The organism is Cytobacillus oceanisediminis, assembly GCF_007830235.1.
Lineage (GTDB): Bacteria > Bacillota > Bacilli > Bacillales > Cytobacillaceae > Cytobacillus > Cytobacillus oceanisediminis.
Genome location: NZ_VLKI01000006.1, coordinates 1 through 23,274, shown reverse-complemented (window position 1 = coordinate 23,274; position 23,274 = coordinate 1). Strand labels below are relative to the sequence as shown.

The 23,274-nt window shown below is 40.7% G+C and carries 23 protein-coding genes and 1 riboswitch; of the genes, 11 read left to right on the top strand and 12 right to left on the bottom strand.

Translation table 11 applies throughout. The features are described 5' to 3' along the window. The gene (gene sucA, locus IQ19_RS12015) at positions 1–2,844 is read right to left on the bottom strand and encodes a 2-oxoglutarate dehydrogenase E1 component (protein WP_144542646.1); all 2,844 of its coding nucleotides are present in this window, start codon (positions 2,842–2,844) and stop codon (positions 1–3) included. A 336-nt stretch (positions 2,845–3,180) separates the two neighbouring features. After that, positions 3,181–3,420 carry a hypothetical protein gene (locus tag IQ19_RS12010; protein ID WP_144542645.1) on the bottom strand — a complete coding sequence of 80 codons (240 nt, stop codon included), beginning with the start codon at positions 3,418–3,420 and terminating at the stop codon, positions 3,181–3,183. Positions 3,421–3,585: 165 nt separating this feature from the next. Here IQ19_RS12010 and IQ19_RS12005 point away from each other — a divergent pair, with 165 nt between their 5' ends. From IQ19_RS12005 to IQ19_RS11980, 6 genes are all read left to right on the top strand, one after another. Next, entirely contained in the window at positions 3,586–3,765 is a 180-nt protein-coding gene (locus IQ19_RS12005; protein WP_144542644.1) for an H-type small acid-soluble spore protein, read from the top strand. 163 nt (positions 3,766–3,928) lie between these two features. Beyond that, positions 3,929–4,043: riboswitch (SAM riboswitch) on the top strand. 75 nt (positions 4,044–4,118) lie between these two features. After that, the gene (locus IQ19_RS12000) at positions 4,119–5,231 is read left to right on the top strand and encodes a methionine biosynthesis PLP-dependent protein (RefSeq protein WP_144542643.1); all 1,113 of its coding nucleotides are present in this window, start codon (positions 4,119–4,121) and stop codon (positions 5,229–5,231) included. After that, a complete protein-coding gene (gene metC, locus IQ19_RS11995) occupies positions 5,228–6,418 on the top strand; it encodes a cystathionine beta-lyase (RefSeq protein WP_144542642.1) in 1,191 nt (396 codons plus the stop codon). Before IQ19_RS12000 ends, metC begins: the two co-directional genes overlap by 4 nt. 4 nt (positions 6,419–6,422) lie before the next feature. After that, positions 6,423–8,273: a bifunctional homocysteine S-methyltransferase/methylenetetrahydrofolate reductase gene (locus IQ19_RS11990; protein WP_144542641.1), complete on the top strand. Its 1,851-nt coding sequence runs from the start codon at positions 6,423–6,425 to the stop codon at positions 8,271–8,273. After that, positions 8,266–11,712, top strand: coding sequence for a methionine synthase (gene metH / locus IQ19_RS11985; RefSeq protein WP_144542640.1), 3,447 nt, complete (start codon positions 8,266–8,268; stop codon positions 11,710–11,712). Before IQ19_RS11990 ends, metH begins: the two co-directional genes overlap by 8 nt. Positions 11,713–11,860: 148 nt before the next feature. Beyond that, positions 11,861–12,430: an HAD hydrolase-like protein gene (locus IQ19_RS11980; RefSeq protein WP_144542639.1), complete on the top strand. Its 570-nt coding sequence runs from the start codon at positions 11,861–11,863 to the stop codon at positions 12,428–12,430. A gap of 25 nt (positions 12,431–12,455) precedes the next feature. Here IQ19_RS11980 and IQ19_RS11975 read toward each other — a convergent pair whose 3' ends face one another. The 4 genes from IQ19_RS11975 to IQ19_RS28480 all read right to left on the bottom strand — a co-directional run bounded on the left by IQ19_RS11975 (position 12,456) and on the right by IQ19_RS28480 (position 14,026). Further along, complete coding sequence (locus IQ19_RS11975; RefSeq protein WP_242020973.1) at positions 12,456–12,896, bottom strand: GNAT family N-acetyltransferase; 441 nt, start codon at positions 12,894–12,896, stop codon at positions 12,456–12,458. 106 nt (positions 12,897–13,002) lie between these two features. After that, complete coding sequence (locus IQ19_RS11970; protein ID WP_144542638.1) at positions 13,003–13,338, bottom strand: DUF3889 domain-containing protein; 336 nt, start codon at positions 13,336–13,338, stop codon at positions 13,003–13,005. Between the two features lie 30 nt (positions 13,339–13,368). Further along, positions 13,369–13,503, bottom strand: coding sequence for a hypothetical protein (locus IQ19_RS28975; protein ID WP_277875331.1), 135 nt, complete (start codon positions 13,501–13,503; stop codon positions 13,369–13,371). Positions 13,504–13,780: 277 nt separating this feature from the next. Then, complete coding sequence (locus tag IQ19_RS28480; protein WP_242020972.1) at positions 13,781–14,026, bottom strand: hypothetical protein; 246 nt, start codon at positions 14,024–14,026, stop codon at positions 13,781–13,783. Between the two features lie 155 nt (positions 14,027–14,181). Between IQ19_RS28480 and IQ19_RS11960 the strand changes: the two genes are divergently transcribed. Beyond that, a complete protein-coding gene (locus IQ19_RS11960) occupies positions 14,182–14,493 on the top strand; it encodes a hypothetical protein (protein WP_144542637.1) in 312 nt (103 codons plus the stop codon). Between the two features lie 31 nt (positions 14,494–14,524). Here the strand turns inward: IQ19_RS11960 and IQ19_RS11955 are convergent, their stop codons facing one another. Then, entirely contained in the window at positions 14,525–15,097 is a 573-nt protein-coding gene (locus IQ19_RS11955; protein ID WP_144542636.1) for a hypothetical protein, read from the bottom strand. Positions 15,098–15,355: 258 nt separating this feature from the next. Here IQ19_RS11955 and IQ19_RS11950 point away from each other — a divergent pair, with 258 nt between their 5' ends. Then, positions 15,356–15,556, top strand: coding sequence for a hypothetical protein (locus tag IQ19_RS11950; protein WP_144542635.1), 201 nt, complete (start codon positions 15,356–15,358; stop codon positions 15,554–15,556). A gap of 96 nt (positions 15,557–15,652) precedes the next feature. Here IQ19_RS11950 and IQ19_RS11945 read toward each other — a convergent pair whose 3' ends face one another. Beyond that, positions 15,653–16,480 carry an aldo/keto reductase gene (locus tag IQ19_RS11945; protein WP_144542634.1) on the bottom strand — a complete coding sequence of 276 codons (828 nt, stop codon included), beginning with the start codon at positions 16,478–16,480 and terminating at the stop codon, positions 15,653–15,655. 396 nt (positions 16,481–16,876) lie between these two features. Further along, a complete protein-coding gene (locus tag IQ19_RS11940; protein ID WP_144542633.1) occupies positions 16,877–17,083 on the bottom strand; it encodes a zinc ribbon domain-containing protein in 207 nt (68 codons plus the stop codon). Positions 17,084–17,467: 384 nt separating this feature from the next. On the opposite strand from IQ19_RS11940, the gene IQ19_RS11935 reads away from it, so the two are divergent. Continuing rightward, positions 17,468–17,851 (top strand): globin domain-containing protein, encoded by a 384-nt coding sequence (locus IQ19_RS11935; protein WP_144542632.1) that lies wholly within the window; start codon positions 17,468–17,470, stop codon positions 17,849–17,851. 41 nt (positions 17,852–17,892) lie between these two features. Here IQ19_RS11935 and IQ19_RS11930 read toward each other — a convergent pair whose 3' ends face one another. The 3 genes from IQ19_RS11930 to IQ19_RS11920 all read right to left on the bottom strand — a co-directional run bounded on the left by IQ19_RS11930 (position 17,893) and on the right by IQ19_RS11920 (position 21,817). After that, entirely contained in the window at positions 17,893–18,309 is a 417-nt protein-coding gene (locus IQ19_RS11930; protein ID WP_144542631.1) for a hypothetical protein, read from the bottom strand. A gap of 192 nt (positions 18,310–18,501) precedes the next feature. After that, complete coding sequence (locus IQ19_RS11925) at positions 18,502–19,506, bottom strand: DUF3231 family protein (protein WP_144542630.1); 1,005 nt, start codon at positions 19,504–19,506, stop codon at positions 18,502–18,504. A gap of 142 nt (positions 19,507–19,648) precedes the next feature. Continuing rightward, positions 19,649–21,817, bottom strand: coding sequence for a beta-propeller domain-containing protein (locus tag IQ19_RS11920; RefSeq protein ID WP_144542629.1), 2,169 nt, complete (start codon positions 21,815–21,817; stop codon positions 19,649–19,651). Positions 21,818–21,961: 144 nt separating this feature from the next. On the opposite strand from IQ19_RS11920, the gene IQ19_RS11915 reads away from it, so the two are divergent. Then, complete coding sequence (locus IQ19_RS11915; protein WP_144542628.1) at positions 21,962–22,915, top strand: DMT family transporter; 954 nt, start codon at positions 21,962–21,964, stop codon at positions 22,913–22,915. A gap of 102 nt (positions 22,916–23,017) precedes the next feature. Beyond that, on the top strand, positions 23,018–23,274 hold a 257-nt coding region (locus tag IQ19_RS11910; protein ID WP_144542627.1), incomplete at its 3' end, for a transposase.

Sequence of the window (23,274 nt, the reverse complement as noted above, 5' to 3'; positions counted from 1 at the left end):
TTAATTTCCTCCTTCTTGCTTGCGTGTTATTGCCTCATCTATAATGCGAGCCTGTTCTTTCTTATGAACGGTTGGGTCACCTTCTGCAGGGCTTGATCTGCGTCTTCTGCCGATATACTTGACATCAATTCCGCTGCCGGCAATTTCTTTCAGCCTTGGCTCAGCAAAATTCCATGCTCCCATGTTCTTTGGCTCTTCCTGAATCCAGACCATCTCTTCTACATTCGGATAGCGGCTTAGGATTTCTCTGATACGATCCATTGGGAAAGGATAGATCTCTTCCACACGTAAAATATGGAACCAATCCTGATCTTCATAGTTTTTCAGGTTTTCCGCTAGGTCAATGGCGATCTTTCCGGTTCCGAGAATGATGCGTTTTACCTTCTCAGGATTTTCACCCAATCCAGGCTGTTCAAAAACGGATTTAAATTCGCCTTCGCTTAATTCCAGGCCGTTTGAAGCAACCAAAGGATTGCGCAATAGACTTTTAGGAGACATAATCACTAAAGGCCTAACTTCCTCTTTCCCTAAGATGGCAGCCTGCCTTCTTAAGATATGGAAATACTGCGCTGATGAAGTTAGGTTAGCGACTGTCCAGTTATTTTCAGCTGCAAGAATCAGGAATCTTTCCAGACGCGCACTTGAATGTTCAGGTCCCTGGCCTTCGTATCCATGAGGAAGAAGCATGACCATACCTGATTTTTGTCCCCATTTCGCCCGTCCTGCTGCAATAAACTGATCAAACATTACTTGGGCAGCGTTGGCAAAATCACCATATTGGGCTTCCCATAACACAAGCGTTTCCGGCGCGAAAACATTATAGCCATATTCGAAGCCTACAACTGCAGCTTCTGATAACGGGCTATTATGAATAGCAAAAGAAGCTTTGGCAGAAGAAAGCGTGTGCAGCGGAGAATAGGATTTTCCAGTCGTATGATCATGAAGTACGACGTTTCTCTGTGCAAACGTTCCTCTTTCAGAATCCTGGCCAGTCAGCCTGACAGGTGTTCCATCAGATAAAATAGTCGCGAATGCCAATGTTTCAGCAAGTCCCCAATCGATTTTGCCTTCACCTTCAAGCGCTTCCATTCTGCGTTTCAAAATTTTGCCGAGTTTGTCAAAGACTTTGAAATCCTCAGGCCACGTTAAAAGCTCTTCATTGATTTGCTTAAGTGTCTCAATCGGTACCGCAGTTTTTACTTTTGGAAGGCCTTTCTCTACTGTTTCAGGCGGATCGGATGGCTCTGCTTCCTTTTTCTCTCTCGGCACTTTTTCGTAGGCCGCCTTCATTTTTTCCACTACTTCATTTTGAACGCCTTCAGCTTCTTCTTTTGATATAGTATTTTCCTTCAGAAGCTTTTCTGCATAGAGCGCTTTCACAGTCGGCCGCTCGCGAATGATGTTATACATAAGCGGGTTGGTTGTCATCGGCTCGTCCATTTCGTTATGCCCGAATCTGCGATAGCCAATTAAATCAATCAGAATGTCCTTTTGGAATTTAGCACGATACTCACATGCCAGCCTTGCAGCAGCTACTACAGCTTCCGGTTCATCTGCATTCACATGCAAAACTGGCATTTCGTAGCCCTTGGCAAGGTCACTTGCATATCGTGTAGAACGTGAGTCACGAGATTCAGTTGTAAATCCAATCGTATTATTTGCAATAATATGGATGGAGCCGCCCGTATTATATCCTGTAAGCTGTCCAAGATTAAGTGTTTCTGCCACGATTCCCTGGCCAGGAAATGCGGCATCGCCATGAATCAGGATTGCCAATGCAGACTTATGGTCTACTTTCGGGTAACCGGACTGTGTTCTTTCATCCTGGGAAGCTCTTGTAAATCCTTCTACAACGGAACCTACAAATTCCAGGTGGCTCGGGTTATTCGCCAATGTCAGCCTTGCTATGGTCGTGTTTTCATCTTTGATTTGCTTATCAAGTCCAAGATGGTATTTTACATCTCCTGTCCAGCCGTAGTTAATCCCAATGGATCCTTCGGAAGGAACAAGCTCTTTATTAGGGGCATGCTGAAATTCAGCAAAAATCATTTCATATGGCTTGCCAAGAACATGGGCAAGAACGTTTAGCCTTCCGCGGTGAGCCATCCCGATATTAATGGTTTTTGCTCCATCTGATACGGATTCAGATACGATTTCATCCAATAAAGGCACCATCGTATCAAGGCCCTCTATTGAGAATCTTTTTTGGCCAACAAATGTTTTATGAAGAAATTTTTCAAATTCTTCCACTTCAGTCAGCCTTTTTAAGACTTTGACTTTCTCTTGCTTTTGCATGGTGAGCTTATGGCTGTTAGCTCCTATTTTGCGGCGGAGCCAATTTTTTTCGTTTTCATCATAAATATGCTGGAATTCAAAGGCAATAGGCCCCATGTAGGCGCTTTTTAGAAACTCAATCGCTTCCAAGCCGTTTCTCAGTGGATATGTCGCATCCTTTGTGATTACACCTGCGGGAATTTCCTTTAAGTCACTTTCAACTAACCCGTATTTGGATAGATTAAATAGTTCATTCTCAGGATTATGGTTTCCCAATGGATAAATATCTGCAGCCAAATGTCCATATGTGCGAATATTATCAGCAAGTCGGATCGCAGCAAGTGTCTTTTCGAGCTGCCCGGCGTTTAAGGATACATCCGTTTGGCTTGAGGGTGTCGAAATTCCTTCATGTTGTACAGGAGAACCATTTTTTTCAAAGTACTCTTTCATTTCCGGATCTACTGAATCCGGATCCTCTAAATATCTCTCATATAATTCAATAACATAGCCAAGGTTAGGGCCATGAAATCCTTGTTCAAAAGGTCCCTCACCATTCGATGGCTTTTTCATGGAAAATTACCTCCATAACTGTTTTTAAATAAATAATTCAATACATTTTTGTCCTCTGATTCCATTACCCTTTATAATAATGAATTAACGTTTTATTTTTACGAATAATATTATTTTTCAGAGGATAAAACGTTTCCACAGCTATTCTAACACGGAAAATCTTGTTGTACAAAGATTAAAACATGAATATAGTAGAAAACTATTAAAAATTTTTCAGGTGAATTACTTATATTAAAAAAATGATTTGTTAAACAATATACATTTATTAATAAGAAATAACTCGGCATTATATTTATGGAAAACCACAAAAATAAAAAGCCGATTTTTTTATCGGCTTTAAAAAGTCTCCACTAGGTTAATATAAATTTGTTTAACTGCATTAGGGTTCTTTCTGTTTTCTTTCAGAGAGGATTCAATTACTTCTCTTGTATCTACCGGAAAATCAACGTGGCCGCAAGTGGTGCATTTTTGAAACGCTGTACCTGAAACGTTAACCTCAATTCCGTCTTCCGTCTGGAAAACTGCTGGTCCTCCCAATTCTGCAAAGCGATGGTGACAGTGGCTATGCTCTTGCATGATAACTTCCCTCCACAAGAAAAGATATATGTTTTCTTTTATTATAAATCAAATATTCTGAACTTTAAAGTAGTACAGAACTAACATTTTATGCCATAGTTAGGTCTAAGTATAAATTCTTTTATTTAAGACAAATTACTATTATTTAATCCAGGAGGTATCATAATGAATATTGGAAGAGCTAGAGAAATTTCTGAGTCTGCAGATATGGTAGGTGTTACCTATAACGGCAATCCTATAATCATTCAGCATGTGGACGAGCAGACAAAGATGGCGCGCATTTACACGAAATCAGATCCTGAAAATGAAATAGATGTACCGGTAAACAACTTGATTGAAGAATAAATTTTATCTCCTTCTTCTTTAAAGACTTCCTTCCTCTGGATGGGAGTCTTTTCTTTGGGTATTTAAAAATAAATAAATTAAAATTTATTTCAAAATATTTTTAAAAAGTGTTGACTATTAACAGTTTACTGTAGTAAAGTGTAGAGAAAATTCAATATTTGATTTCTTATCCAGAGAGGTCGAGGGTAAGGCCCGACGACGCCTCAGCAACCATCAATCTTAAGTTGATTGAAAAGGTGCTAATTCCTGCAAGTTTTAAAAAACTTGAAAGATAAGAAGAATGGCTAATCACATTAAAAAGTCTTCTTCTTATAGAAGACTTTTTTTTATTTCGTATAAGGAGTGTTTACAATATGTATAATTTTGATACAAAATTGGCACAAATCGGCAACAGAAGCGAGACAGCAACAGGTGCGGTAAATCCGCCAGTTTATTTTTCTACTGCATACCGCCATGAAGGCATCGGCCAGTCCACCGGCTTTGATTACAGCCGTACAGGCAATCCTACCCGCCAGCTGCTTGAAAAAGCAATTGCAGACCTGGAAGAAGGAGATCAGGGATATGCCTGCAGTTCGGGAATGGCTGCTATTCTTACAATTCTTTCGCACTTTAAATCAGGAGATGAGTGGATTGTATCTAAGGATTTATACGGAGGTACATATAGGCTGCTTGAGCAAGGATTCAAGAAGTGGGGCCTTCAGAGTAAATATGTGAATACAAGCAACCCGGAACAGATTGAAAACCTAATTACAGAAAATACAAAGGCGATTTTTCTTGAAACGCCAACCAACCCCCTCATGGAACAAACAGATATTAAGAAAACAGCTGAAATTGCGAAGCGGCATAATATTCTCTTAATTGTTGATAACACATTTTATACCCCTCTTCTCCAGCAGCCGTTAAAGCTGGGCGCTGATATTGTGATTCATAGCGCTACGAAATACTTGGGAGGTCATAATGACGTCCTTGCCGGATTAATTGTCGCAAAAGGAAAAGAATTATGTGAATCACTGGCCATGCACCATAACGCTGCCGGAGCCGTATTAAGCCCTTTTGATTCCTGGTTATTGATTAGAGGAATGAAAACTCTTTCCCTTCGAATGGAGCGGCATGAAAAGAATGCGAAGGAATTGGTGGAGTTTTTAACAGATCATGATGCGGTTGCAGATGTTTTGTATCCCGGCAATGGCGGAATGATTTCTTTCCGGATCAAAGATGAATCCTGGGTAAACCCTTTCCTGCAAAACCTTTCGCTCATTTCCTTTGCTGAAAGCCTAGGCGGTGTTGAGAGTTTCATCACATATCCAGCGACACAAACACATGCTGATATCCCTGAAGAAATTCGAATTGATACGGGTGTTTGCAACAGACTTCTTCGTTTCTCTGTTGGCATTGAAAATCCTGAAGACTTAAAGGCAGATCTAAAGCATGCTTTTGCTAGTGTTTTAAAGGAGGTTGCACGATGAGTAAAGATCATTCAATGAGGTTCGAAACTAAACTGCTCCACAATAATCAAAAATATGATCCTGAAACTGGTGCTGTAAGTGTACCTATTCAGCATGCATCCACTTTCCATCAAAAGGATATTGATACTTTCGGAAAATATGATTACAGCCGCAGCTTAAATCCAACACGGGAAGCCCTGGAAGAAGTAATCTCCGAACTTGAAGAAGGAACCAAAGGCTTTGCCTTCTCTTCCGGAATGGCTGCGATTTCTACTGCTTTCCTCCTCTTGTCCAAGGGTGACCATGTTGTCATTACCGAAGATGTGTATGGAGGCACCTTCCGTATGGTAACAGAAGTATTGACACGTTTTGGGATTGAACATACATTCGTTGATATGACCAATCTGGAAGAAGTAAAGAATGCAATCCGTCCAAGTACAAAGGTATTTTATGTGGAAACTCCTTCCAACCCATTATTGAAAGTGACAGATATTAGGGCTATTAGCTCTCTTGCTAAAGAACATGGCGCTCTTACCTTTGTAGACAATACATTCCTTACCCCTGCCCTGCAAAAGCCGCTTGCTTTGGGTGCCGATATTGTCCTTCACAGTGCGACTAAGTTTTTATCCGGACACAGCGATGTCGTAGCCGGCCTTGCGGTTGTGAAGGATCTTGACTTGGCTGGCAGACTGGCGTTCCTGCAGAATTCCTTCGGTGCTGTTTTAGGTGTGCAGGATGCCTGGCTTGTACTAAGAGGTATTAAAACCCTTCATGTCCGCCTGGAGCAATCTGTAAAATCGGCAGAGAAAATTGCCTCTTTCCTTGAAGAGCATCCGTCTATTAAGAACGTGCATTATCCAGGCCTTAAGGAGCACCCTGGCTATGAGCTCCAGAAAAAGCAGGCTAATAACGCAGGTGCCGTCCTTTCCTTTGAGCTTGAAGACGAGCAGGCCTTAAGGACGTTTGTTGGAAATGTGCAAATTCCTGTGTTTGCAGTGAGCCTTGGTGCAGTTGAATCCATCCTCTCCTATCCTGCAAAAATGTCGCATGCGGCTATGCCTGCAGCGGAAAGAGAGCAGCGCGGAATTACTCCCAGTCTCCTCCGCCTTTCTGTTGGACTCGAAAATGCAGATGATATTATAGAAGATTTCAAGACAGCATTAACTGCAACAGAACAAACGAAACAAACAATTTTACAGCGGGGGTGATGAATTGAATTTCCTTGATAAATTAAAAAATGAATTTATCATTGCTGATGGTGCAATGGGAACTCTGCTATACTCCTATGGTACTGACAGCTGTTTTGAAGAATTAAATCTATCACAGTCTGAACAAATCCAGCACATTCATGAAGCATATATCAATGCCGGAGCAGGTTTGGTCCAGACAAACACCTACGCAGCGAATTATCTAAAGCTGCAAAGATACGGACTTGAAGACTCTGTTAAAGAAATCAACAGTGCGGCAGCACGGATTGCTAAAAAAGCCTCCAATGGCAAAGCTTATGTGGCCGGTACGATTGGGGGCAATAGAGGCATAAAACCTAGTATGGTGTCGCTTGAAGAAATTAAAAGAAGCTTTCGCGAGCAGCTATATTGCCTCCTGCTTGAGGGTGTAGATAGTATTTTACTAGAAACCTATTATGATCTTGAAGAGCTGGAAACGGTGCTGGCCATTGCCAGAAAGGAAACCGATTTGCCGATTATTGCACAGGTATCCCTTCAGGAAGCAGGTGTACTTCAGGATCAGACACCTATCGCTGAAGCTTTTTCAAGGCTTGAAGGCATAGGTGCGGATGTAGTGGGATTGAATTGCAGACTTGGTCCGCATCATATGCTTAAAACTTTGGAAAGCGTGCCTCTGCCTAAACAGGCATTCCTTTCCGCTTATCCTAATGCCAGCATTCCGGCTTATACGGACGGCAAATTTCATTATGAAGGAGATGCCGATTATTTCCGACAGTCAGCGAGAGACTTCCGCAATCAGGGCGTAAGGCTTCTTGGGGGCTGCTGCGGGACTACTCCAGCGCATATCAAAGCTTTTGCGGATGAATTGAAAGGATTAGCGCCTCTTGAGGAAAAAGAAGTAAAGGCGAAAAAAGAAATAATCGTGTCTGAAAAGCCTTCACCATCAAGAGACCTCCCTCCTCTTCAGGAAATTGTGAAGGAAAGGCCTTCTGTCATTGTCGAGCTTGATCCTCCACGGAAGCTGGATACTACACGTTTTTTTGAAGGAGCGAAAGCTTTAAAGGAAGCCGGCATAGACTCCATTACACTGGCAGATAACTCCCTTGCTTCCCCAAGGGTATGTAATTCCGCTCTGGGATACTTGGTGAAGCAGCAAACAGGCTTGCGTCCACTTGTTCATGTTACCTGCAGGGACAGGAATATCATTGGCTTGCAATCCCATTTAATGGGTCTGCACGCACTTGGATTAAATGATATATTGGCAGTAACCGGAGATCCGGCCCGAGTCGGAGATTTCCCAGGTGCATCTTCTGTTTATGATGTCTCGTCATTTGAACTGATCAGCATGATTAAACAGCTGAATGAAGGTTTATCGGTTTCAGGAAAAGACCTGGGCCAGAAAGCCGCTTTTTCTGTAGCCGGTGCTTTTAATCCCAATGTCCGCTCACTGGAAAAAGCTGTTGCGCGCCTGGAAAAGAAAATAGACCATGGCGCTGATTATTTCATTTCACAGCCCGTTTTTTCAGAAGAAAAATTGTTGGAGGTCCATGAAGCGGTCAGGCATTTAAAAGCACCAGTTTATATCGGGCTTATGCCATTGACAGGCAGCAGAAACGCGGAATTCCTTCATAATGAAGTGCCGGGAATAAAGATTGCAGATAGCATCAGAGACCGGATGGCTGCCTTAAAGGACGATCCCGTACAAGCGGGCCATGAAGGTATTGCAATTGCAAAGTCGCTGATTGATGCCGCAGCGGAGTTATTCAATGGAATTTATCTGATTACTCCATTCATGCGATATGAAATGAGTGTTGAACTATCAAACTACACACGTGAAAAGACAGAACGGCTTTCAAGGAGGAAACAGCATGCATAAACCATCATTACAGGAACAGCTTAAGAAGAAAATTTTAATCATGGATGGAGCAATGGGCACCATGCTTCAGAGAGCCAATCTAACAGCGGACGATTTTGGCGGCGAAGAGTATGAAGGCTGCAATGAATACTTAAACGTAACTGCTCCCTCTGTGATTGAACATATCCATCTTGAATATTTGAAAGCCGGCGCGGATATTATTGAAACCAATACATTTGGCGCGACCAGCATCGTTCTTGCCGACTATGACCTTGAAGATAAAGCTTATGAACTGAATAAAAAGGCAACAGAAATTGCCCGCAAAACCGCAGAGAGCATCTCTACCCCTGAATGGCCAAGATATGTGGCTGGAGCAATGGGACCTACCACAAAAACACTAAGTGTTACTGGCGGTGCTACTTTTGAAGATATGGCTGCAGCTTATGAAGAACAAGCTCTGGGGTTAATCGACGGCGGCGCCGACCTTCTTCTTTTGGAAACAAGCCAGGATATGCTGAATGTTAAAGCCGGCTTTATTGGCATTGAAAAAGCATTTGAAAAATCCGGAAAGAAACTTCCTCTTATTGTTTCAGGAACCATTGAACCAATGGGAACTACCCTGGCTGGCCAATCGATCGAAGCTTTTTATATCTCGCTTGAACATATGAATCCCCTTGCAGTGGGGCTTAACTGTGCGACAGGTCCGGAATTCATGCAGGACCATATCCGTTCCCTCTCCGGACTGGCAACCACTGCAGTTAGCTGTTATCCCAATGCAGGATTGCCTGATGAGGAGGGACAGTACCATGAAACGCCGGAATCATTGGCGAGCAAGCTTGCCGGTTTTGCCAAGGAAGGCTGGCTGAATATTGTTGGGGGCTGCTGCGGGACTACGCCTGAACATGTCAATGCAATAGCAGAAACTGTAAAGGATTATAACCCTCGTACCTATGAAGAAAATTCTTTGCATAAGGTTTCCGGCATTGAGCCGCTTATATATGATGATCCAACTTTAAGGCCGATTATGGTCGGAGAGCGTACAAACGTAATCGGCTCCCGCAAGTTCAAAAGGCTGATTGCTGAAGGCAAATTTGAAGAAGCTGCCGAGATTGCCCGTGCCCAGGTAAAAGGCGGAGCGCATGTCATCGATATTTGCCTTGCCGATCCTGACCGGGAGGAAATGCAGGATGTAGAGAACTTTATGAAGGAATTGGTTAAGAAAATCAAGGCTCCGCTCGTGATCGATTCGACAGATGAAAAGGTTATCGAGAAAGCCCTCACCTATTCACAGGGAAAAGCGATTATTAATTCGATTAATCTGGAAGATGGCGAAGAAAGATTTGAGGCTATCGTTCCACTCATTCACCGCTATGGAGCTGCCGTTGTTGTTGGGACGATTGATGAAGAAGGCATGGGCGTTACAGCTGAAAGAAAACTTGAAATCGCTAAACGCTCTTATGATCTTCTTGTGAATAAATACAATATCCCGCCAGAGGATCTTATTTTTGACCCGCTCGTCTTCCCTGTCGGTACAGGCGATGAACAATATATCGGCTCGGCTAAGGCAACTGTTGATGGAATCAGACTTATCAAAGAAGAATTTCCGGAAGTTCAGACCGTATTGGGGATCAGTAATGTATCTTTCGGCCTCCCTCCTGTCGGCCGCGAAATTCTAAATTCCGTATTTCTGTATCACTGTACACAAGCCGGGCTGGATTACGCCATAGTGAATACGGAGAAGCTTGAAAGATTTGCTTCCATTACGAAGGAAGAAGTCGCGATGGCAGAAAAGCTGCTATTTGAAACGACGGATGAATCTCTTGCAGTTTTCACTGATTTTTATCGTGATAAGAAGAAAGAAAGCAAAAGTGTCCTGCCTGATATGACACTCGAGGAGCGGCTTGCCTATTATATTTTAGAAGGTACAAAAGAAGGTTTGCTTCCAGATCTTGACTTGGCCCTAGAGCAATACCCTGCCCCTCTTGATATCATCAATGGCCCTTTAATGAACGGAATGAAGGAAGTTGGCAGACTATTTAACGATAATCAGCTAATTGTTGCAGAGGTTCTGCAAAGTGCCGAGGTTATGAAGGCATCTGTTGCTCACCTTGAACCATATATGGAAAAGGACGCTGCCCAGTCATCTTCCAAAGGGAAAATTGTCTTAGCCACGGTTAAGGGCGATGTGCATGACATAGGCAAAAACCTGGTGGATATTATTTTAAGCAATAACGGATATGAAGTGATTGATTTAGGGATTAAAGTATCCCCTGCCGATCTAATTGAAACGATAAAGAGAGAAAAACCTGATATGGTAGGCTTATCTGGTCTGCTGGTTAAGTCAGCACAGCAGATGGTCATCACGGCGCATGATATGAAACAGGCTGGCATCAATGTCCCTATTTTAGTAGGAGGTGCAGCTCTTTCAAGGAAGTTCACTGACACAAAAATATCCAAGGAATATGACGGGCTTGTCTTGTATGCCAAGGATGCCATGAACGGCCTTTCTTTAGCCAACCAGCTTCAGGAGCCGGAAGAAGCTGAAAAGCTAAGGGTCCAGCAGGCTGAAAAACAGGCTGCTGCACTTAATGCAGTACCTTTTGACCGAGGATCCGTTGCTGTGGCAGTAAAGCCGAAGCCAACAGTTAGTACAAAGGCGCCTGTGTTTGTTCCTAAAGATCTGAAACGCCATTTGTTAAAGACGTATTCTCTTTCGCATATCGAACCGTATATTAATAAACAAATGCTGATTGGCCATCATCTTGGATTAAAAGGAAACCTTCAAAAGCTTCTTGCTGAAGGGGATGAGAAGGCCATTAAAGTAAATGCAACGGTTGATGAACTGATTGCCGAATCAAAAGAGAAAAACTGGATTGACCCCAAGGCAGTTTATCAATTCTTCCCTGCCCAATCGGATGGCGATAAGGTTTATATCTATGCTGAGGATCAGACTACTATCATAGAAACATTTGAATTCCCGCGCCAGGAAACGGAGCCGTTTTTATGCCTGGCAGACTTTATAAAGTCCAAAGAAAGCGGCCAAATGGATTATGTTGCATTCTTTACTGTTACTGCCGGCAGAGGTATTCGGGAAGTAGCTGACCGATTAAAAGAGGAAGGCAGATTCCTGGAAAGCCATGCCTTGCAGTCGCTTGCCCTTGAATCAGCAGAAGGGTTTGCCGAGTTAATCCATCGCCAAATCCGTGATCGCTGGGGCTTCCCGGACCCTGTAGAAATGACGATGAAAGACCGTTTCGCAGCCAAATACCAGGGACAGCGCTTTTCATATGGATATCCGGCCTGCCCGGATCTCGAGGATCAGAAAAAACTATTCAAGCTTATTCAGCCAGAAAACATCGGCGTCCACCTAACAGAAGGATGCATGATGGAACCAGAAGCATCTGTTTCTGCGATGGTCTTTGCCCATCCGGAAGCCAGATATTTCAATGTGCTTAGATAGAGAATAGTTATCAGAGTTTAAAGTTAAACTTTCTTACATTATTAGAAAACCCGGCAACAGCCGGGCTTTCTAATAATGTGGGATGTTTGCCTTTCCCCTTTTAAAACCATTACAATAAATACATACATATCTGAAAGGAGAGATCGTGATGAACGTCCTATGGGATTTGGATGGCACAATTTTGGATGCATGGCCTACTTTGGTTCAATCTTTTATTCAAATATCGGGCAAAGATCTGGATCCTGATAAAGTCCTTCCATTGCTAAAAAACGGAAATGCATTCGAGAAGTATGGAGTGCCCTCTGAAAAAATAATCGATTTCCGTAAAACGGAAAGAACTTTTAGGCATGAAGAGAAACCATTATTTCCTTATGTAAGGGATATTCTGGAGCAAAACAATATCAATGTCCTCGTGACACATCGCAATCGGGAATCCACTGAGGAGTTATTGGATTATTGGAATCTTGCACCGTATTTTGAAGAAGTCATTTGTCCCGAATTTGACGGTTTCTTCCTAAAACCACACCCTGAATCCTATGAATACTTGCATCGCCGTTATCAAATTGATCTTGCAATCGGTGACCAGGACACAGATTTAATACCGGCCAGGGAAATTGGCATTAGTACCTGTGCTTTCCGCAATCCCAACCCTTATGCAGACTATGCGATCGATTGTTACTCCAAATTCGAAACGATCACATGTAAAGACCGCGGCTAAAAAATGGAACAGGCAGCGGTTTTTCTTACATTTTTATATAGCTAGCCAGCCTTTCACCCCATGGAGCAATTCCTTTGTCTGTAAAGCCAGTGCTTTTATATAGCTGATCTGCAGCGATATTGTCCTGGTGATAGCCAACATATATCTCCTGGCAGCCAGGGTTATTGCTGATCATTGCTGCAGCTTGGATAAGGGCTTGTTTTCCATATCCTTTCCCTTGAAACTTCTCATCGATCATAAAACGGTAAATCCAATAGTTCCCGTCATCAGGATCAAGGCCAAACATAATAAACCCTATCATCACATCAGTGTAATAGATTCCCATTGCTTTGAATCCGGGCAAGAATTGAACTTCAGCAATGGAATATAAGTTTGACGCCATAAACCCTTTCTGATGATCCGCTACCTGAAGTCCTATACACTCCTCCCAATTCTGATAAGTAATTTCTTTAAACCTGATTTCCAAACAGCACGCCCCCAAAATAACATCATTTTCCTTCTATTATAATCGACTGTGGACGGTAATGCCTGAATTTTTCGATAAAAAAAACTGATGCAGGGATTTGCACCAGTTAATTGGAGGATTTTCGAGTATTAATTCGGACCACTCTGTCTGTTTTCGGGTCAAATTCAATATCTATATATAACCCGAATTCTTTGCCGCCATCTTTAACCCAAAGCTTGAATTTTTCGATATCGGTTTTTGCTTTCTTCTCCCTGCCAATATGCAAGTAATCAAGTATTTTAGCGGACGGATATTTTTCTTTTGCTGTTTTCATGGCAAGTCTTCCCCATTTGGCGTATGCTGGTTCTGGCCTTTCTGCAAAAGTCTGTTCTGTAAACGCCGGCATGCTATATGAAGCTGTTAAAAAAGCCAAGGCCGCAAAACTGACCATTAATTTTTTCAATTTCAACCCTCATTTCAGAAAGACTGCTTTTTAGTATTTGTTTTCTGTCTCTTCTTTCATTCGTTCTTCTTCTTCATCGACGCAGATATAGGCAATTTGCTGTTCCATGAGATGGTGCAGAATATCCTTCTCATCTGTACAGGCAATGTCTTTTCTTTTTTCCATTATGCTCTCTCCTCTCGTTTGTTAAGATTAAGGTCTTCTTCCTTAGAGCTTTTCTCATTAAAAAGCTTGTATAAGATCCTTTTATCCACAAAAACAACGTGAAAAACATACATCAAGATAGACTTTAGCATAAATAAAATGAACAGATGGAGCTGTGTGAAGCGGACGAGCTTCCATATACCGAGCTTTTTGAACCAATTAAAAAAAGGATAGGAGAAAAAGGCATCAACAATTGCATTCAACAAAAAATATAGTAAAGGTTTTCCTTATGATAATTTTAGAATCCATTGGAACCGGCAAAGAATGGCCCAAGAAGCAGGGGCACTTCTCCGCTTAATTTCGGGTGAAACCTTTCCTTAATTGTCCACCATTTGTTCTTTTCTGCTATGGCTCCTTCACCTAAAATATATAGACCCATGAAGATGGCTGCAGGATAGTACTTTTTAAAATCCCTTTTGCCTATGAAAGGAACAGTCATCCAGGAAAGGAGAACTATCAGGATTAAAGCAAGCTTCTTTTTCATCGTACCCCACCTTTTTTTAAGGTTTCGCCTTTCTGGGGAGAATTATGCATTTTGAAATAGAGCTAAATATGGAAACTTTAATTTGTTTTAAGAAAAGTGTTTTGAAGGTTCCAATATGTGTAATAGATTAACAATCGTATAAGGAGCTGTTCAGCATGTTAACGATCTACAAATGCAAGAATTTTAATAAAACAGGTAAAATTCTGCTGCCAAGCAAGTGGCGAAACCAATTTGGCCTCCTGCCAGGCAGGTTGGCTGATCTTCGCTTCGACCAAAATCAAATTGTTATTAAAAAGGCAAATTTGGATTCTACTCATAATAAAAGGCTCATTTCTGAAAATGGCTCCATCCATATTCCAAAGGAGCTGCAATCATTGCTGGATATTTCTGAAGAGGAGGAGTATTGCTTATTCATTGACAAGGAGAATAAGTGCTTTGTGCTAAGGCTTATATCTTTAGAAAATTAAAAAGCTGCAGCTAGTTTTCGCTGCAGCTCTATTAACATATATATTTTCCAGTAAGTTTTGATAGTGCCTTGCAAAATTTTTCCCAATCATTTGGAAAGGACTGTATGCCGTTGCTCTCAAATATATTACCCTTCGTAATCAGCTTAACGGACCAGGTTATCCCATCCAGTATAATGCCTGGATTATTATATTCAGGCTGCCATTTCCAGATTTTCAGCCGATACAATTCCTTCTTAAAATCCTCAATGCTGCCTGACACTTTAGGCAATTCATTTCTCTGTGAAAAAGAACTTAAGTGCCATTCAAAGTAAACAAACCGCTCATTGATAAAATCCACTTCAACTTTATACCACGGACCTGGATAGCCTCCAAGGCTGACACTTAATAATACCGGATCTTTATCAGGATCTATTGTCACAATATTATTTTTAATAGTAAAAAGCTCTCTTTTCCTGCTTATTACGGATTTAACATGGGATAGTTCAATGGGTTTACCATTTGTATTTTGAAAACGGCTCATCCTGTTCATTTCATCTAGCAATGACGGTATTGATAAAGGGCCTTTCTTCTCTAAAATATCCAGAATGTTTTCAAAAATACTCATAGTCTTATCCTCCATTAACACTTAGCTGCCAACTGTAAGTCTTATTTTTCGTTCTATAATGAAGATAGTAAAAAATGCCTTTACGGTCAGTAACAATTAACACACTTACGTTCTTTTAATTTTACTTTATGAGGTATTAGCTTGTCTTCTTCCCTAATTACCTTTTTTCTTTATCTGCAAACCTTTTTTGGCCTTTTAATTCCAAATCATGCATATTTTCTTGTATCTTTTTATACCCTATGGATTGGGAGGTGCAAGATGGAACCATTAAAACCAGGAAGCAAAAAAATGCCGGATTTTGAAGAACTGGATGATCGAATGATTGCTAAACATACAAATGAACCGATGCTTGTTATTAAGACGAATCTTGATCCAAAGGATTCTACTGAGGACAATCCTTATTACAAAAATAAAGAAGAAACTGATACTGAGGAATTTCGGGATTATTTTGAGGAGTAAAAAACTTTGTGGAGAAGTAGCATATTTACTAACTATAAAGAGGTTTTACAGAGCAAACCGGCTAAGCATGAATTGCCAGCCGGTTTGTTCAATTTATTAAAAATCAAAATTGTCAGGATCCGGACCTACTCTGCGACTTTCGTTCAAACCGTTAATTTTATCCATATCTTCTGGTAAAAGCTCGAAGTCAAAAATATCCGCATTCTCAATAATTCGGTGTTCCTTCACAGATTTCGGGATTGTCATGATTTCATTTTGCAAGTCCCATCTTAAAATTACCTGGGCAACAGATTTGCTGTATTTCTCAGCAATTTCTTTAAGGGCAGCATTTTCAAGCAGTTCTCCCTGTGCGAGAGGTGACCAAGCTTCGATTTGGATTTCCTGCTTTTTGCAGAATTCCCTAAGCTCCGATTGGTTTAACAATGGATGAAGCTCCACCTGGTTGACCATCGGCTTTATTTCTGCATCCTGTAAAAGGTCATCAAGGTGATGAGTATGGAAGTTGCTTACCCCGATTGCTCTTACCTTTTTCTCCTTATAAAGAGTTTCAAGAGCTTTCCATGTTTCTTTATATTTTCCCTTTACTGGCCAATGAATAAGGTAAAGGTCGATATAATCAAGGCCGAGTTTTTCAAGGCTGGTTTCAAATGCCTGGATTGCAGATTCATAACCCTGGTCAGAATTCCAAACCTTTGTTGTAATGAAAAGTTCTTCACGCGGCACGCCAGCATCTTTAATTGCCTGCCCTACACCTTCTTCATTTTTATATACAGCTGCCGTATCGATGCTTTTGTAGCCTGCTTTTAAAGCGGCTTTTACAGATTGGACCACTTCATCGCCGTCCTGGACTTTGAAAACGCCAAGCCCAAACCAAGGCATTTTTACGCCGTTATGTAAGGTTGTTGCTGATTGCAAATTTTCCATTCTTTCACCTCATATCGTCTATTTGTTACTGGATAATTTTCTCACATTCCGATTGTTTATCAAAATTTGTTGCTTTAATATTTTAGGCTCAGTTAAAGCTCATTGTTGATTTGGCACCCTGTTGATTGGAACGGAAGGCGCGAGACTCCAGGGGGGAAAAGCGAGTCAAAGGGAGACCCCATAGGCGCAAGTAGCCGAGGAGGCTTCCGGACCACCCGCGTTCGCTGAGCTTCTTGAGCAGAAATCAACAGGCCAGTTTAACAGAGACAAAATAGTAAAAAGCACTGCCATATGAACGGCAATGGTTAAAGGTTAACTGCGAGAACCCTTTTTTCAAGACGGGAATTTCGTTTTAACATTAAATGGCGAACTGATCAAACTCACCAGAGAATCTGTTTAGCCCCCGAAGAAAAAGTCCAGTACATTACCCGCAGTAGAAGAACTTTTATTATAGAACTCAGAATAACCACAGTTTTTACAATAGACAACAAGAAAGCGGTTATGCTGAATATCAAGCATTTTCGAAAGCCCGCTCCCTGTCATAGCAACTTCTTTTTGACCTGCATCTCTGCTTTCGCATTTAACACAGCCTTTTTTCTCCATATTATCCACCCCTTTGCTTCTCTTTTCTTTTTCCGATTGGCTTTTTCGTATAGATTGTTGTTTTTGAACTTTTAAGCTTGCCCGTTGATTTCCGCTGCAGTCACTTGCTTTCCGCGGGGAGGAACGGGAGCCTCCTCGGCGTTTCACGCCTGCGGGGTCTCCCGCTCCCTCTCTTCCCGCAGGCGTCAAGTGCCTTCCACTCCAATCAACTCAGTAATTAAAACTAGTTAGAAAGCAACATACTTTGCGAAAACAGCCTTACGATTAAAACTAAAAATAGGTTTCAAATATTCAAATTGTGATTTATATCACACTTAAGCTAAAATACCTACTATATAATTACAATAAAATAATGCTAATTATGATGAAAAAGCAGGTGAAGAAATGCAGGAATTTAAATCCCTTTTTGAGGAAATTGGCGGTACGGTAATAATTGAAAAGTTAGTGGAAGCATTTTATCCGCGGGTCTATGCCGATCCAATATTAAGTCCCCTTTTTGAAGGTGACATAAAGGAAATAAAACAAAAACAGCGCATGTTTCTTACACAGTTTCTTGGAGGGCCACCGCTTTATAGCCAGGAATTCGGGCCCCCTGCTATGAAGCAGCGTCATATGCCTTTTGAAATTACGCCCAAAAGGGCAGAAAGATGGCTTAGCTGCATGAAGGATGCCTTCAATGAAATAGGCTTGGATCAGAATCCAGCAGCCGGTCCCTTCTATGACCGGTTAATGCAGGTAGCCGCAATTATGGTTAATAGTTATGAATAAGAAAAAGACCTTCCATTAATTTGGAAGGTCTTATAGCCTTTTTAAAGTGATTCGAAATATTCTTTTGCATTTTCTGCTGATTGGAACATTTTCACTTCTGTTACTTCTTTTTCGTCATATGCAACTCCCAGGAACCCATCTGCAAGCTGGAGAATATCTGCAGAAGAAGTATTTTCTTCATCGACTATAACAGTCTCCTCCATTTCAAGCTGTCCTTTTTCCGCCCATGACTGAACTTCTGCTGAATAAGTATCTATATTCATTCCCTCATCGATTCGGTCATCCAATTCAGCAACGGACAGAGGTTTCTCTGCTCCTTTTTGGCCCTCCAGGGAATTGTTTTCTTCACTGTTCTTTTCCTCCACATTTACCTCTTCTGAAGCGTTATCTGTTTCGTCATCTGCCCCGCAAGCAGTCAGCAGCATCACAGCAGAGAATGCATATACCAATTTGCGCATTACATTCAGCTCCCTTTCCTTTTTTCTATTCTAGTATTCTATTACCCCATTTTTTCGGTTGCATTCATAGGAAAGTACAGCTGTTTGTTTTCTTGCTGGATAACGGGCGGACCTTGCCGCTGCATTTGCGGGTCATGACGCGATTACATCCCTAACAAAATAAGCACCACAACATAGGGTGCTTTCATTCTTCTATTTCTTTCTTAATTCTTCCCTATCAAGTGATTGGGGCGGTTTTTCAAGCCAGCCATTATCAATCATAATTTTTGCACCCTCTTCTGCATAACCTCCAACTTCTGCCATCATTTTCGCATAGCAGATAGCGAGATCCTTTCTTACGCTGGCTCCAATTGCTATGCCAAAGTCCATCACCCCAACAGCGGTGATACTGGCAATTTGAAACATCATTAATCGGTCAGAAAAAGGCGAAATCGTTGAATCTGTTAATGATCCATCCCAGGTGCTCGGATAAGCAACATCATCATTTTTTAATACATTGAGAAAATACTCAACATGCTCCATACTCATATCGTAGCCTTTTTTAAAATAATTGCTAATCTCTTTTTGCTTTGCTACCTGGCTGTATGCAAGCAACATTGTCTTTGCGATATTAGCTATTTCTATATTTGTTCCAAGATGTGCTATTTCAATCGCGAGCAATTGTCTTTTTTTGCCCACCAGTCCTCCCAGGAAATGATAATCGGTAACGTATTTCACTTTTTGGGGATAATTAATATAGGGTGAACGAATAAAATAACCCTTTTCTTCCATTGCATCTGAAGCCATATCAAATAGATTTTCAGTTTGTTCGTAGTATTTTTTAAAAAGACTGCGGACGTCTCTCCTTGCTGAAACTGATTTTGCAAGTGAATAAGCATTTAATCCTGTTCTCCCCAGATGATGCATGAATCTTAAATAAGTTACATCCGAAAAAAGCTTAGGGGCATCTTTGCTCCAATCGTTTTCATTAAATCCATTGGGTACGGGGAAATTTTCTTTTTTAAACAATGAACGAATGTCTTCTATATGGTCCCGGGCAATGGATAAAGCATATTCCAATACAGGCAATACATCAGGATCTTCGTATGTATTAATATAATGCTGAATGCAGCAAACTGCTCCTGTGTCTGCTACATAAGTATTCCAAAGCATTGCCATTTCAGATGATATTAATTTGGGAATACTGCTTTCATTCATATTTTCACCAGCCATTTATTTAAAATTATATTTGTATACTATTAATTTTATCTTCTCCTTTAATAAGGGAATTCATTCGCTTAAATGGAAATAAATTACCAAAAAAATGAACCGGCTTTGTAAGAGCCAGTTCCTCAATTCTTTATGGCAGCTTTAATTCTCCCGTTTTTGAGTAGCCTTCCATATGATAGGCAGCAATCCTTTTTGGTGATAAAGCATAGATATGATCACCGATATAAATGAGCCGTTCAATAGAGTTTTCCCACTCCTCATATACCGCATCGGTTTCCTGGTAAGTGAATGTCGTTTTCTGTTGAATCCCCTCATTAGCGTCTATTCTGTAAACATAAGCTCCTTGGAATTCAAATCTGGATTCAAATTGGCTGTCTTCAACACTTTTGTAAACAGTAATGGGAAAAGCAAACAGGTTTTTCTTTTTGTGAAAAAGGAGGGCTTTATGGTCATAATTTAAAGGTGAGTAAGTCCCTCTTCCACCAATTATTTCAGTATCTTTTTCTATTGGGTTATTCATATCACTAACATCGAAAAGAGATATTTTGACTCCTTCTGTTGTAATAATTGGCTGGTTTCCTGATCCCTTCCCAGCCATTACCTTTGTATTATGGCCAAAGCCAATTAGATGATTTTCATCCAAGGGATGCAGATAGTTGCTAAAACCGGGTATTTTCAGTTCACCCATTACCACTGGTTTTTTAGGATTAGAACCATCGATTACAAAGAGCGGGTCGGTTTCCTTAAAGGTAACCATATAAATTCGATCATTCATGAACCTGGCAGAGTAAATTCGCTCACCCCTTGCAAGGTCTTCGAGCTGGCCAATCTGCTTTAAATTTTCATCCAAAATATAGAGGTTATTGGATGACGGGTTTCGATCGTCCCAAGCTCGGCCCTTTGTTGTGACTATTCTGAATTTTCCTTTATATTCATCCATTGAAAATTGATTTAGGACCGTACCGTTTACTTCGGCTGTATTTTGAAACTCTACTTTTCTGCCGTTTAAGTTGAATTTATAGATACTGGTGTCAGGGCTGAATACACGATCTTCTGTAATTGGTTCATAATGATAATTGGAAACAGCCAAATAGAGATTGTTTTTGGACATAAATAGTTCAGTTCCGCTGCCTAAATAGGTTGTTATACCCAAATCTGCTTCTGGGCCTTCCAAATCCATAACCGCTATATTCGTATAGTTTGCATTTCTGGAATCTGGAAAGTATTGAATTTCGTTATAATCGATTGCTTCTAAATCCCTGTTTTTAGCTGTATCGGAATAGCGAGGGCGCAGGTCTGCATTTTCATTTTTTTCAAGGATCCAAAATTCAGGATAATGGCTTGTAACCATATAAACCTTTCCATCCATTAGTCTCGAAGCAAGCAAACTGCCTTCGATTTCAATCTCCCTTAACAGTTTTGGCTGTTGTTTATTTTGGACATTGTACACGATGGCTTTTGTTGATTGAAAAGCAGGTGCAATCATCAAATCAACTGCTGTTTTCCCCTGATTTTTAGCCAGCTCTTTATAGCTATGGCCCATGACTATTAATTGGTTTTCTTCCAAAAATAAGTGAGAAGGAGAAAAGGATGAATTAAAAGTAAGTACGGAATCCACTTCCATTTTGTCAGCAGGCACTGCTTTAATAATCTGCACTTTCCCTTCGCTTATTTTAAAAATATGTGTGCCATCCGTTTTAACCAGGTCAGCTTCGTCAATTCCCTGCACTTGAACATTAGTCTCCGAGAAATCCGCCCCGGCTGTATCAGCTGCACTTTTTTCATTGCTGCTTTGCTCGCTTACTGCAAAATCCCTGCCAGAAAAATACTTCTGGCCCTCTTTCAGCAGTTGTAAAAAGTAAGCATTTAACTTTTCCTTTGACCCAATTGTAGGCAGGGTTTCCTTAACCGTAAAAGCAGCTTCAAAGGAACGATTTAAACTTCTTCCTGACTCTGCTTTTATGCCTGTTGTAAAAACTAAAGAATAATGAGGGAAATTCACTTTATACCCATTTTTCGGGGGCTGGACGAGTACGGTTTTTTTGTCCCTGTCCAGTGATACACCGACATCCTGCTTCTTGCCATCTTGATCCGACACATAGACCGTTTGGCTATTAACACTTTGAGCATCCAGTTCTTTTGAAAACTCAACCTCCCAAACTTTATCTTTCAAGACAATGAGTTCTTCACTCTTTCCTGCAAGGTCACTGATAATTTTTAGCCGGGTCCCAAAGACAAACGAAACGATTAAAATTAAAATAAGCGCCATGCCGCCAATCAAAATCCATTTTCTTCTCATTTTAGACACCCCTTTAAACCAATTGACGGGTTCAATCTTCCAATTGTTACAATTTGCAATGGATATATTTTCAAAAATTAATGAACTCTTTTGCGAAGAGAGGTAAAATGGAAATTATATCAGGATGGGAAAGAGGTTTTATCTGTGCAAGCAGGTGCAAACAAAAATTACGGTTTTTTATTGTTAATATTGGCAAATATGATTTGGGGTGGAAATTTTGTGATTGGCAGAATTGGAGTGGATTATTACCCGCCGCTGCTTTTTTCTCTATTCAGATGGCTGATTGCATTTCTGCTTCTTACTCCTTTTATGGTAAAGCCGCTCAAAAAGGATTGGAAAATTCTTTGGCAGCATAAATCTGTCCTTTTGCTTTTGGCAGTGACAGGGGTGGCAGGCTATAATACGATTATTTATTTTGCCCTGCAATACACAACCTCCATTAATGCATCTGTTGTGAATAGTACAACTCCTCTATTCATTGCAATCTTTGCCATTTTTATTTTAAAAGAAAAGCTTTCATTTCATCAGATTGCTGGAATCATTTTATCTGTTCTGGGAATTTCATTCATCATTTCAAGGGGTTCCATTGATGCTTTTCTTTCATGGAGTATTAATGCAGGGGACCTGTTTGTATTAACTGCCGTGTTTTTATGGGCATTGTATTCCGTTATTGGGAAAAAATATTCGGGTATATTGCCGGGGCTTTCTACGTTTTATGTGACTTCATTTCTAGGCATTTTGATATTGGCACCTTTAAGTTTGATTGAATACAGGCTCTCTGGTGTTGAACCGTCCTTCTCGATTTTTTCGATTGGGATTCTGCTATATGTCGGCTTTCTGGCCTCCATTGTCGCATTTTTATCATGGAATTATGGAGTTTCAATAATTGGAGCATCGAAAGCAGGTGTTTTTCTTAATCTTCTACCTGTTTTTGCGACTATTTTTGCGATTCTATTCACCTCTGAATCATTATATCCCTACCAGATAATAGGCGGATTTATCGTTACTTTCGGTGTATTGCTTTCGTCCAGGATATCTTTTCGAGTTAAGAAAAAGAATATTAAGCAGAACAATATTTCCCCATATAAAGCCCAATAAAAAAACTCCTCGATTACTAGAATAACCTAGATAAATGAGACACTATAAAACACCTTCGAAATGGTACACTTAATTAAAGTGTTAATTCGGAGGTGTTTTTGCGTGGGCAAAAACGTATATTCAAATGAGGTTAAATGGGCAGTAGTTAAAGATAAGATGAGTGGTCAGTTTACGAATCAAGAAATCATGGAGAAGTATGGGATTAAAAATGTGTCTCAAATCAAAACGTGGATGAAATGGTATCGTGAAAATCAGGTGCATCGATTCGACCAACCAATAGGTAAACAATATTCATATGGTCATGGACCTGACAGTTCAAGTGATGAAGAGAAAAAAGAACGCCAAATGAATCACTTAAA

Excerpts from the sequence above, each read along its gene's own strand:
- sucA (WP_144542646.1), bottom strand. The coding sequence starts at position 2,844 with ATGAAAAAGCCATCGAATGGTGAGGGACCTTTTGAACAAGGATTTCAT.
- IQ19_RS12010 (WP_144542645.1), bottom strand. The coding sequence starts at position 3,420 with ATGCAAGAGCATAGCCACTGTCACCATCGCTTTGCAGAATTGGGAGGA.
- IQ19_RS12005 (WP_144542644.1), top strand. The coding sequence starts at position 3,586 with ATGAATATTGGAAGAGCTAGAGAAATTTCTGAGTCTGCAGATATGGTA.
- IQ19_RS12000 (WP_144542643.1), top strand. The coding sequence starts at position 4,119 with ATGTATAATTTTGATACAAAATTGGCACAAATCGGCAACAGAAGCGAG.
- metC (WP_144542642.1), top strand. The coding sequence starts at position 5,228 with ATGAGTAAAGATCATTCAATGAGGTTCGAAACTAAACTGCTCCACAAT.
- metH (WP_144542640.1), top strand. The coding sequence starts at position 8,266 with ATGCATAAACCATCATTACAGGAACAGCTTAAGAAGAAAATTTTAATC.
- IQ19_RS11980 (WP_144542639.1), top strand. The coding sequence starts at position 11,861 with ATGAACGTCCTATGGGATTTGGATGGCACAATTTTGGATGCATGGCCT.
- IQ19_RS28975 (WP_277875331.1), bottom strand. The coding sequence starts at position 13,503 with ATGGAAAAAAGAAAAGACATTGCCTGTACAGATGAGAAGGATATTCTG.
- IQ19_RS28480 (WP_242020972.1), bottom strand. The coding sequence starts at position 14,026 with ATGAAAAAGAAGCTTGCTTTAATCCTGATAGTTCTCCTTTCCTGGATG.
- IQ19_RS11960 (WP_144542637.1), top strand. The coding sequence starts at position 14,182 with ATGTTAACGATCTACAAATGCAAGAATTTTAATAAAACAGGTAAAATT.
- IQ19_RS11955 (WP_144542636.1), bottom strand. The coding sequence starts at position 15,097 with ATGAGTATTTTTGAAAACATTCTGGATATTTTAGAGAAGAAAGGCCCT.
- IQ19_RS11950 (WP_144542635.1), top strand. The coding sequence starts at position 15,356 with ATGGAACCATTAAAACCAGGAAGCAAAAAAATGCCGGATTTTGAAGAA.
- IQ19_RS11945 (WP_144542634.1), bottom strand. The coding sequence starts at position 16,480 with ATGGAAAATTTGCAATCAGCAACAACCTTACATAACGGCGTAAAAATG.
- IQ19_RS11940 (WP_144542633.1), bottom strand. The coding sequence starts at position 17,083 with ATGGAGAAAAAAGGCTGTGTTAAATGCGAAAGCAGAGATGCAGGTCAA.
- IQ19_RS11935 (WP_144542632.1), top strand. The coding sequence starts at position 17,468 with ATGCAGGAATTTAAATCCCTTTTTGAGGAAATTGGCGGTACGGTAATA.
- IQ19_RS11930 (WP_144542631.1), bottom strand. The coding sequence starts at position 18,309 with ATGCGCAAATTGGTATATGCATTCTCTGCTGTGATGCTGCTGACTGCT.
- IQ19_RS11925 (WP_144542630.1), bottom strand. The coding sequence starts at position 19,506 with ATGAATGAAAGCAGTATTCCCAAATTAATATCATCTGAAATGGCAATG.
- IQ19_RS11920 (WP_144542629.1), bottom strand. The coding sequence starts at position 21,817 with ATGAGAAGAAAATGGATTTTGATTGGCGGCATGGCGCTTATTTTAATT.